Origin of the sequence: Pseudomonas cyclaminis (assembly GCF_015163715.1) — a bacterium.
Taxonomy (GTDB): domain Bacteria; phylum Pseudomonadota; class Gammaproteobacteria; order Pseudomonadales; family Pseudomonadaceae; genus Aquipseudomonas; species Aquipseudomonas cyclaminis.
The window spans coordinates 1-10513 of sequence record NZ_JADDUM010000183.1 but is presented as its reverse complement, the minus strand read 5'-3'; the positions used below and the strand labels follow the sequence as shown (position 1 = coordinate 10513).

Annotated in this window: 8 protein-coding genes and 1 pseudogene; 2 read left to right on the top strand and 7 right to left on the bottom strand. The window is 61.0% G+C overall.

Going from position 1 to position 10513, the window contains the following annotated elements; translation table 11 throughout:
• Positions 1–98: 98 nt before the first annotated feature.
• From IQK56_RS21420 to IQK56_RS21405, 4 genes are all read right to left on the bottom strand, one after another.
• Positions 99–725: a helix-turn-helix transcriptional regulator gene (locus IQK56_RS21420; RefSeq protein WP_193901823.1), complete on the bottom strand. Its 627-nt coding sequence runs from the start codon at positions 723–725 to the stop codon at positions 99–101.
• The gene (locus tag IQK56_RS21415) at positions 725–1858 is read right to left on the bottom strand and encodes an NAD(P)/FAD-dependent oxidoreductase (RefSeq protein ID WP_193901822.1); all 1134 of its coding nucleotides are present in this window, start codon (positions 1856–1858) and stop codon (positions 725–727) included. The genes IQK56_RS21420 and IQK56_RS21415 overlap by 1 nt, the downstream gene beginning before the upstream one ends.
• A complete protein-coding gene (locus IQK56_RS21410; RefSeq protein WP_193901821.1) occupies positions 1855–2787 on the bottom strand; it encodes an ornithine cyclodeaminase family protein in 933 nt (310 codons plus the stop codon). Before IQK56_RS21410 ends, IQK56_RS21415 begins: the two co-directional genes overlap by 4 nt.
• 68 nt (positions 2788–2855) lie before the next feature.
• A complete protein-coding gene (locus tag IQK56_RS21405; RefSeq protein ID WP_122306204.1) occupies positions 2856–3794 on the bottom strand; it encodes a LysR family transcriptional regulator in 939 nt (312 codons plus the stop codon).
• 108 nt (positions 3795–3902) lie between these two features.
• Between IQK56_RS21405 and IQK56_RS21400 the strand changes: the two genes are divergently transcribed.
• Positions 3903–5402 (top strand): CoA-acylating methylmalonate-semialdehyde dehydrogenase, encoded by a 1500-nt coding sequence (locus tag IQK56_RS21400; RefSeq protein WP_122306205.1) that lies wholly within the window; start codon positions 3903–3905, stop codon positions 5400–5402.
• 229 nt (positions 5403–5631) lie between these two features.
• Complete coding sequence (locus IQK56_RS21395) at positions 5632–6570, top strand: pectate lyase family protein (RefSeq protein WP_150676192.1); 939 nt, start codon at positions 5632–5634, stop codon at positions 6568–6570.
• A 129-nt stretch (positions 6571–6699) separates the two neighbouring features.
• Here the strand turns inward: IQK56_RS21395 and IQK56_RS21390 are convergent, their stop codons facing one another.
• The 3 genes and pseudogenes from IQK56_RS21390 to xylF form a co-directional block, all read right to left on the bottom strand.
• A complete protein-coding gene (locus tag IQK56_RS21390) occupies positions 6700–7836 on the bottom strand; it encodes a sugar ABC transporter permease (RefSeq protein WP_122306207.1) in 1137 nt (378 codons plus the stop codon).
• Positions 7837–9383: pseudogene (xylG, locus tag IQK56_RS21385) on the bottom strand (D-xylose ABC transporter ATP-binding protein).
• Positions 9384–9388: 5 nt separating this feature from the next.
• Positions 9389–10390: a D-xylose ABC transporter substrate-binding protein gene (gene xylF, locus IQK56_RS21380; RefSeq protein WP_099584557.1), complete on the bottom strand. Its 1002-nt coding sequence runs from the start codon at positions 10388–10390 to the stop codon at positions 9389–9391.
• Between the last annotated feature and the right edge of the window lie 123 nt (positions 10391–10513).

Below are 10513 nucleotides of genomic sequence, written 5' to 3'. Positions count from 1 at the left end.
GATCCCCTACTTTTGAGGGGGCCGCTGCGCCGCCCAGCGCGGGGCAACCGCTCACCACAAAATCCAGCTCACCACCAAACCCAAACAGGGCTGAAGGTTCAGCCCTTCAATTCCTTCAGATGCTTGTAGACCGTCGCCCGGCCCATGCCGAGCACATTGGCCACGTAGTTCGAAGCGCTCTTGCCCTTGAACGCGCCCTCGGCATGCAGGGCCAGCACCAGTTCGCGTTTGTGGTCGCGGGTCAGCAGGTTCAGGCTTAACTGGCGCTCGCGCATCCAGGCATGCAGGAAGGTGTTGATGCGTTCCTGCCAGTCATCGCGAAACAGTGCATCCGGCTGTGGGATCAACTTGCTGGGCGACAAGAACAGGTCCAGCGCCGCCTTGGCGTTTTCGAACAGTGAAATATTCAGGTTGATGCACAGCACCGCCAGGGGCCGAGCGTTGGTGTCGCGTAGCACGGTGCTCAGGCTGCGAATTTTCTGGCCGTCCCAGTTAAGCTTTTCGTACGGGCCGATATTCACTTCGCTGACGTCGTCGCTGAGCATGTCCTCCAGCGCCGATTCGTCGCCAATCGCACGTTTGGACAGGTTATTGGCGATGTAATCGACCTTTTGCGTGCGCAGGTCATGCAACACCACTTCGGCGTGGGGGAAAAACAGGGTGGCGATTGCATCGGCAATCGCACGAAAGTTCTGCAAGGCGTTGTCGGGTTCGACGGTGTTCATCAATGGGGCTCCAGGCGGGCGGGGGAGAGCATACCAGCGTCCAGCCCGAACCGCGTCAATGCCTCCGGCAGCGGCGCACCGCGCACCAGTGCCGCACTGGCCTGGCCCATGGCCGGTGAAGTCTGGATGCCGTAACCGCCTTGCGCCGCCACCCAGAACAGCCCCGGCACCTGAGGGTCGAAGCCCGAGAGCAAATCCCCGTCGTGCACAAAACTGCGCAGGCCGGCCCAGGTGCGGGTCGGGCGGCGGATGGTCAGGGTGGTGGCCTCTTCGATCTGGTAGATGCCCATGGCGATGTCCAGCTCTTCGGGCTGGATATCCTGGGGCTCGACCGCGTCGGCGTTGGCCGGCGAACCGAGGAACATGCCGGCGTCGGGCTTCATGTAGAACGCTTCGTCGAGGGCCACCAGCATTGGCCACCCGTGGCTGTCCACGCCTTCGGGGCCGGCGAAGATAAACGCCGAGCGGCGCTTGGGCTGCAGGCCGATGGAGGCGGCACCGGCCAGCCCACCGATGTGGTCGGCCCAGGCACCGGCGGCATTGATGATAATCGGGGCGGTGAAGGTGTCGTGCTGGGTGTTGATATGCCAGAGACCGGCGCTGTCACGGCTCAAGCCCAGCACGTGGCGGTCGGTACGCACGTCACCGCCGTTGCGCCGGATCCCGCGCAAATACCCTTGGTGCAGGGCATCGGTGTCGATGTCGCTGGCGGTCGGGTCATAGATCGCCCCGTGGACCTTTTCCCGACGCAGGATCGGCAACTTCGCACAGGCCTCGTCGATGCTCAACTGTACGACCTGCGGCACAGTGGCCTTGGCGCTGAGGTATTGCGCGTTCAACTCGGCCGGGTCGCCGGTGAAGTCCACCGTCATCTCGCCGCGTGGCGTCAGCAAAGGATGCTCGCAGAACCCTGCTGGCGGCTGGTCGAAAAACTTACGGCTGGCGAGGGTCAACGCCCGTACCTGAGGGGTGCCGTAGGCGGCGGTGTAGAGCGCTGCCGAACGCCCGGTGGCGTGATAGGCCGGGTGGGATTCTCGCTCCAGCACCAGCACCTTGCCGTGTTGCGACAACCAGAAACCCGTGGATGCGCCGGCAATGCCGCCGCCGATGATGATGAAATCTGCGTGGTTCATAGGCGTCTCCAGAGTGCGTTAGCCAGTGCGATGTCTTCCAGGCCCAGGCCGATGGAACGGAAAAAAACATGGCGGTCGTAGGAAGGGGGCTGTACCTGGTCACTGAGCAGTTCGGCCAGGTCGCCCATGACGGCACTCGGGTTCCAGCCGTGCTGTTCGGCGGCGATCAGCATCTCGCCGGCCGAACCTGGGGTGGTCTGACGGTAGTCGCAGAACACGTCCATATCATTGAGGCATTGAGGCGGTACTTCGTGGGCACGCGGGGCGTTGGTGCTGATGGAGGTGATCAGCGCAGGTTGGTTCAGGCGCGAAAGGTCGATCACCGGGCCGGCCGATGACGTGCACAGCAGGATCACGTCGGCATCTTCCAGGGCCGCATCGCAGGTAGGGGCGATGCTTACGCGTGGGTCCAGGCGTTCAAACGCGGAGCTTTTACCGGCCAGGCGGGGCGAAAAAACCTTGATGCCCTGCCAGTCCCGCAGGGTTTTCACGTAATGCAGGTGAGCCTGGGCCACCTTGCCGCTGCCGATAATCGCCAGTCGTCGCGCCGACTGTGGCGCCAGTGCATCCACCGCCAACGCCGTGGTCGCGGCCGTACGTGCGGTGGTCAACTCAGCGGCATCACACAACAGCAGCGGCTGGCCGGTCTCCATCGACATCAACAGCGTCCACGCGGTGACCAGCGGCCCTTGCTCACGCACGATGTACGGTGAGGTTTTCACCCCATAAACGCCATCCTCCGCCAGCACGCCCAAGTAGTTGATAAAGTCGCCGGCACCCTGGGGGAACTCGACCCATTGTTGTGCCGGCTGCACCGCTTGCCCGGCGGCCAGGTCTCGAAACAGCTTGCGCAGGATCTGCGGTACATCGACCTGCGCGAGTAATTCGCGAGCCTGGAGCTGGTTGATCACTTGAGGCGTGCTGGACATGAAAAACTCCGCAACTAAACTATTTTGTCCATTATGGACCTTTAGTCCTGTTGATCAAGCGATAAACCTCAACCCGTGAAGCGAAACCCATCCGCCAGCTTCTCCTTCAAATAGCTGACCAACGCACTCACCGACTTCGGCACATGGGGCGAATACGGCCGAATCAAGTAGATCTCATTGGCAAACGCGCCCTTGAGCGTCCAGTCCTTGAGCACCTGCACCAGCTTGCCGCTGGCCAGCGCGGCATGGGCGCTGAAGTCCGGAAGCAGGGCAATGCCCAAATGATTGAGGGCCGAGTCGCGCAGTGCCTCGCTGTTATTGGTGGCAAAGCTGCCGGCGATGGGCACGGTGAGGCGTTCGACGTTTTTACTGCCGCGCTCGAAGGTCCAGGCAGGCTGGTCGGTGCCCCGTGGGTAGAACAGGCAGTTGTGGCTCGAGAGGTCGCCGGGTTCGCGAGGCTCGCCGTGGTGTTGCAGGTATTCGTGGGTGGCCACCAGCACTGAGCCGGTGTCGCAGAGTTTCCAGGCGACGTGGGTTTCCGGCACCTGGAAACCGTGGCGCACGGCCAGGTCGTAGCCTTCGGCGGCCAGGGAACTCAGCGCATCGGACACATCCAGCTGGATACGTACTTGCGGGTATCGCCGCAGGAATTCCGACAGATGCGGCACCAGTTGCTGCCGGGCAAATGCAACCGGCGCGGTAAGGCGCACCAGCCCGCGAATCTCCCCCACCGAGTCACGCACCGACGAGAAACTGCGGGCGATTTGCGCATAGGCGCTACGCACTTCACGGGTCAGCGACAGCCCCGCATCGGTCAGCCGCACACTGCGCGTGGTACGGGTGACCAACTGGGTGCCGGTGGCCTTTTCCAGATCGGCAATCCGCTGGCTGACCGCCGATTTGCTCACGCCCAGGCGTGCGGCGGCCGCGGTGTAAGTACCTTGCTCTTCCAATATGGAAAGCCAATGGATATGGGTCCACAGCCCTTCGATCTCAGATTTTTCCATGGGTGTATTGTTCGCATATGTAGACAATAAGTTCAGGATTCTGCTCTGGTTTGGAACAAAGCGAAAGCCTATCGTGTGTCCCAACGCTACCCACCTGGATCGACTGCCATGACCACTACCATCGAGCACTACATCAACGACCAGCGCGTGTCCCGCGACGATCGCTATCAGGACGTTTTCAACCCGGCCACCGGCGAAAAAACCGGTCGCGTTGCACTGGCCAGCCGCCAGACCGTGTCCGAAGCTGTTGCTGCCGCCCAAGCCGCCTTCGACGGCTGGGCCGACACCCCGCCCATCCGCCGCGCCCGTGTGCTGTTCCAGTACCTGCACCTGCTGCGTGAGCGCAAGGACGACCTGGCGCGCATCATCGTCGCCGAGCACGGCAAGGTCTTCACCGACGCCCAAGGCGAAGTGGACCGTGGCATCGATATTCTGGAATTCGCCTGCGGCATCCCCAACCTGCTCAAGGGCGAGCACTCCGACCAGGTCTCCCGAGGCATGGACAACTGGACCCTGCGCCAACCGTTGGGCGTCGTGGCCGGTGTCACGCCGTTCAACTTCCCGGTGATGGTGCCGATGTGGATGTACCCAATCGCCATCGCGGCGGGCAACACCTTCATCCTCAAGCCAAGCCCGACTGATCCAAGCGCCTCGCTGTTCATGGCTGAGCTGCTGCGTGAAGCCGGCCTGCCCAAAGGTGTGTTCAACGTGGTGCAGGGCGACAAGGAATCGGTGGATGCACTGATCGAACACCCGGACGTCAAGGCCGTGAGCTTCGTCGGCTCCACGCCGATTGCCCAATACATCTACGAAACCGGCGCCCGCAACGGCAAGCGTGTGCAGGGCCTGGGCGGCGCGAAAAACCACATGGTAGTGATGCCTGACGCCGACATCGAAAAAACCGTCGACGCGCTGATGGGCGCTGCTTATGGCAGTGCTGGCGAGCGCTGCATGGCAATCTCCGTCGCCGTGCTGGTCGGCGATGTCGGTGACAAAGTTATCGCTGCCTTGACCGAACGCGCCAAGCAACTGCGCATCACTGACGGTCGCGACCTCAAGGCCGAGATGGGCCCGATTGTGTCCCGCGCCGCACTGGAACGCATCAGCGGCTACATCGAACAGGGCGTCCAGTCCGGCGCGCAATTGCTGCTGGACGGGCGTGACTACGTGCCCACCGAAGCGGGTCTGGAAAACGGCTTCTGGCTCGGCGCGACCTTGTTCGACCATGTGACCAGGGACATGAGCATCTACCGCGAAGAAATCTTCGGCCCGGTCCTGGCCTGTGTACGGGTCAACGACTTTGGCGAGGCGATCAAGCTGGTCAACGACCACGAGTTCGGCAACGGCGTCAGCTGCTTCACCCGCGACGGCAACATCGCCCGCGAATTTGCCCGGCGTATCCAGGTGGGCATGGTCGGCATCAACGTGCCGATCCCGGTGCCGATGGCCTGGCACGGGTTTGGTGGCTGGAAGAAGAGCCTGTTTGGCGACATGCACGCCTATGGCACCGAAGGTGTGCGTTTCTACACCAAGCAAAAATCGATCATGCAGCGCTGGTCGGAGAGCATCGAGCAGGGCGCCGAGTTTGCGATGCCGGTCTCCAAGTAATTCAAGATTGTAGAAATCCAATGTGGGAGGGGGTTGCCCCCTCCCACATTTTTTTTGCTCAAGGGTTGACGGTCAGGCGAATGAATAATACTGTACATAAACACAGTGTTTAAGCGCTGATCAACCAGGATGGCAACATCAGCCACGCCAAACACTGTGTGCAAGTTAACGGATTAACTCAATGCACAGGCTCGTCAAACCGAGCCGTTTTTATAGAGAGAGGGAACTCATGTCGTATCCAGAAAGCAAACTCACCGGCCTGACCGGTTTCGCACTCGCGGCAAAAGTCACCGGCGGCTGGTCTGGCCCGGTGGTCAGTATCACCACGCTGGATCAACTCAAAGCCAACATTGGCGACACCACCCCACGGGTACTGGTGATCAACAGCAATATCGCGGCGTCGAGCCTGACCAAGGTCAACATGGGCGCCAACAAGACCCTGATCGGTTCGTTCCAAAACCGTACCTTGGAGAATATTCACCTGCGTGCAACCGCGCAGTCGCAGAACATCATTCTGCAAAATATTATCTTCAAGCATTCGGCCAGCATTAAGGCCAATGACGATATTCAGGTGTACCTGAACTACGGCAGCAAGTACTGGATCGATCATTGCTCTTTTGTCGGCCACACCTGGTCAACCACGGATGGCAGCGAAGACAAATTGGTGTACATCGGTGAAAAGGCCGACTACGCCACCATCAGCAACTGCTTCTTCGGTAACCACAAATATGGCCTGATCTTCGGTCACCCGGCCGATGACAACAAAGCCGAGTTCAATGGTTACCCGCGCCTCACGCTCTGCCATAACCGCTTCGACAACATGGAAGTCCGCGCACCGGGCTTGATGCGCTACGGGTACTTCCACGTCTACAACAACTACATCAACAACTTCCACCTGGGTTTCACTCTGGCGCAGAACGCCAACATCCTTTCTGAAAGCAACTATTTTGGAGAGGGCAGCCAGAACAAAGGCATGTTGGATGACAAGGGCACCGGGACGTTCACCGACACCAACAGCGTGCCGGCGATCACCAACCAGAAGTCGCCCAAGGCGCAATGGACGGCCAGTTCCAACTATGGCTACACCTTGAAGACAGCCGCCCAGGCCAAGGACTTCACGCAGAAAAATGCGGGGGCTCAGGCGGTGGCGTTGGTGTTCGGTAGTTAACGCCGGATAGTCATGGTGGGAGCGGGCTTGCTCGCGAAAGCGGAGTGTCAGTCAATGCATGTGTGGCTGACCCACCGTCTTCGAGGGCAAGCCCCCTCCCACTTTGGACTGCGGTGTGCTTGGGATCACTCACCTGCGCCCCGCCCGCGTACTCACATCCACCCACACCGCCAGCACCAAAATGCTGCCCTTGACGATCATCTGCCAGTAACTGTCCACATCCAGCATCGACATGCCGTTATCCAGGCTGGTAATCACCAGCGCCCCGAGCAACGCGCCATACACCGTGCCCGAGCCACCGCGCATCGACGTACCGCCGATAAAGCACGCCGCAATCGCATCCAGTTCGCCCATGTTACCCGCCGACGGCGAACCCGCCGCGAGGCGGGCGGTGTTGACCAGGCCGGCCAGTGCACACATCACGCCCATGATGCCGAAAATCCACAATTTCACCGCTTGCACGTTGATGCCCGACAGTCGTGTGGCTTCCATATTGCTGCCCACCGCGTACACGCGGCGGCCGAATACGGTCTGGCTGGTGACGTAGCTGAACACGCCGAGCAGCACCAGCAACAGCAGCACCGGCACGGGGATGCCGTCGTAGCTGTTGAGGGTGGTGACGAACCCGGCGAGCACCGCGCCGATCACCCCGACACGCACCACATCACGCACCAGGGAATGCGCGGCCAGCCCGTGCAGCGCACGGTTGCGCCGTTGTTTCCAGGTCAAGAACAGCGTCAGCGCAAACAACAAAACCCCGAGGCCAACGCCCACGGTGTGCGGCAAATACCCCTGGCCCACGTACACCAACGACGGCGACACCGGCGCAATGGTGGTGCCGCCGGTGATGCCCAGCAGGATCCCGCGAAACGCCAGCATTCCACCCAATCCGACGATAAACGAAGGGATGCGCAGATAGGCCGTCATGTAGCCGTTGGCCAACCCGATCATCAGCCCGCACAGCGCCACCAGACTGAGATTGGCCAGCAACGGGATGTGATAGACCACATCCAGGATCGCCGCCAACCCGCCCAACAACCCCAGCAACGAACCCACCGACAGATCAATCTCGCCGCTGATAATCACCAGCACCATGCCGCACGCCAGGATCCCGGTGATTGCCATCTGCCGCAGCAGGTTCGACAGGTTGCGCGGCGTTAGAAAACCGCCCTCGGTCTGCCAACTGAAAAACAGCCAGATCACGGCCACCGCGATCACCAGGGCGAGCATTTTGTAGCGGGTAAACAGTTGTTTGACCTGATTCATCTACGCGGTCTTCCGATCATTATTGTTGTTATGGCTGAGCGCGGCGGCGAGCACCTGTTCCTGGGTGAGCCCCTCGTTGATGAAATCGCCGCGCAACTGGCCGTCGCCGATCACCAGCACGCGGTTGGACACGCCGAGCACTTCGGCCAGTTCCGACGAGACCATGATGATCGACACGCCTTCGGCCGCCAGCGCGCCCATCAGTTTGTAGATCTCATACTTGGCGCCCACGTCCACCCCGCGCGTGGGCTCGTCGAGGATCAGCACCTTGGGCTTGGCCATCAGCATTTTTGCCAGCACGGCCTTTTGCTGATTGCCCCCGGACAGGCTGGTGATCGGCAGGAACGGGCTGGAGGTCTTGAGGTGCATGCGTGCGATCTGCTGGTCGATGCTGCCCAGTTCGGCCTCGGCATCGATGCGGGTCATATGGGCATAGGTGTCGAGGATCGCCAGGGTGATGTTCTGGCCCACGCCTAGGTCGGGAATGATGCCCTGGCGCTTGCGGTCTTCCGGCACCATGCACAGCCCGGCGCGGATCGATTTGAGTGGCGTGCGCGTGTCGATCACCTGGCCGTCCAGCCACACCTCGGCGCTGTAGCGACCGGGATAGGCGCCGAACAGCGCGACACCAGTTCCGTGCGCCCGGCACCGACCAGTCCGGCGATGCCGAGGATTTCACCGCGCTTGAGCACGAAGGAAATGTCGTCGACACGCTTGCGCCTGGGGTTGTCCACGTCATAGCAGGTGACGTTGCGCGCTTCGAAAATCACCTCGCCGATGTCATGGGGTTCGGTGGGGTAGAGGTTGCTCATCTCGCGGCCAACCATCTGCGTGATGATTTGCGGGATGTCCATATCGGCCATGGCCGTGGTCGCGATGTGCTTGCCGTCGCGGATCACCGCAATGGTGTCGCACACCGCTGCCACTTCATCGAGCTTATGGGAGATGTACACGCAGGCCACGCCCTTGGCCTTGAGGTCACGGATGATGTCGAGCAGCACCTCGATTTCCGAACGGGTCAGGGCCGAGGAGGGCTCGTCGAGGATCAGCAGGCGCGCTTTTTTATTCAGCGCCTTGGCGATTTCCACCAGTTGCTGATAGCCGCCGCCGTATTGCGACACCGGCAAGGCGACGTTCATATCCGGCACCTTCAGTTCACGCATCAGCGCTTCGGCGCGGTGGAGCATCGCCGGGTAGTTCATGCGTCCGCCGGGCAAGGTCAGCTCGTGGCCCATGAAGATGTTTTCAGCCACCGACAGGTCGGGCACCAGGGTCAGCTCCTGGTGAATGATCACGATACCCGCAGCCTCGGTTTCGCTGATGGACTGGGCCCTGAGTGGCTGCCCATCCCAGAGGATTTCGCCGTCCCAGGTGCCGTACGGATAAACCGCCGACAGCACCTTCATCAGCGTGGACTTACCGGCACCGTTCTCACCGCACAGGCCGACACATTCCCCCGGCCGCACCGTGATGTCGATGCCATTGAGCGCGTTGACACCGCCAAAGCTTTTGACGATGCCGGTCATTTGCAGCAGGTAGTCGGCCATGGCGGTCACTGCCCGGCAATCTGCTCTTTGGTGTAGAACCCGTCCTTCTCCAACAGATCGATATTGGCCTTGGTCAGCGGGGTCGGGGTGAGCAGAATGGTGTCGACCTGTTTGCTGCCGTTGTCGTACTGCGAGCTGTAGGTGGGTTTCTCATTGCGGGCCAGTTGCACTGAAAGCTTGGCGGCTTCGGTGGCGATCAGCTTGAGCGGCTTGTACACGGTCATGGTCTGGGTGCCGTCGATCACGCGCTTGATCGCGGCGAGGTCGGCGTCCTGGCCGGAAATCGGCACCTTGCCTGCTAGTTTCTGCGCGGCCAGGGCCTGGATCGCACCGCCGGCCGTGGCGTCGTTGGAGGCGACGATGGCGTCGATCTTGTTGTTGTTCCGCGTCAGCGCGTTTTCAACGATGCTCAGGGCTTCGGTCGGGTTCCACTCCTTGACCCATTGCTGGCCGACCACCTTGATATCGCCCTTGTCGATGGCCGGTTGCAGCACCTTCATCTGGCCTTCGCGCAGCACCTTGGCGTTGTTGTCGGTGGGCGCGCCGCCGAGCAGGAAGTAGTTGCCCTTGGGCGCGGCTTGCAGCACGCCGGCGGCCTGCATTTCGCCAACCTTTTCGTTATCGAAGGAGATGTAGGCGTCGATGTCCGCGTTGAGAATCAGGCGGTCATAGGACACCACCTTGATCCCGGCTTTCTTGGCTTCGGCCACCGCATTGGTCAGTACCGTGGCGTTGAACGGCACGATCACGATGACATCGACGCCCCGGGAGATCAGGTTTTCGATCTGGGAGATCTGTTTTTGCTCATTGGCATCGGCCGATTGCACGAAGACTTTGGCGTCGAGTTTTTCGGCAGCGGCGACAAAGTAGTCACGGTCCCGGGACCAGCGTTCAAGGCGCAAGTCGTCGATGGAAAAACCGATTTTCGGGTGGGCAGGGTCGGCCATGACCGGCAGGGCAAGCAAGGCCAGGGCCGTGGCGAGCAGAGTGCGTTTGAATGACTTCATGGTGGTGCGTCCTTTTATTGTTGTTGGAAGACTCTAGTCGAACACCGCTGTTGCTGTTGCTGTTGCTGTTGCTGTTGCTGTTGTGGTGAGCGGGCTTGCCCCGCGCTGGGCTGCGAAGCAGCC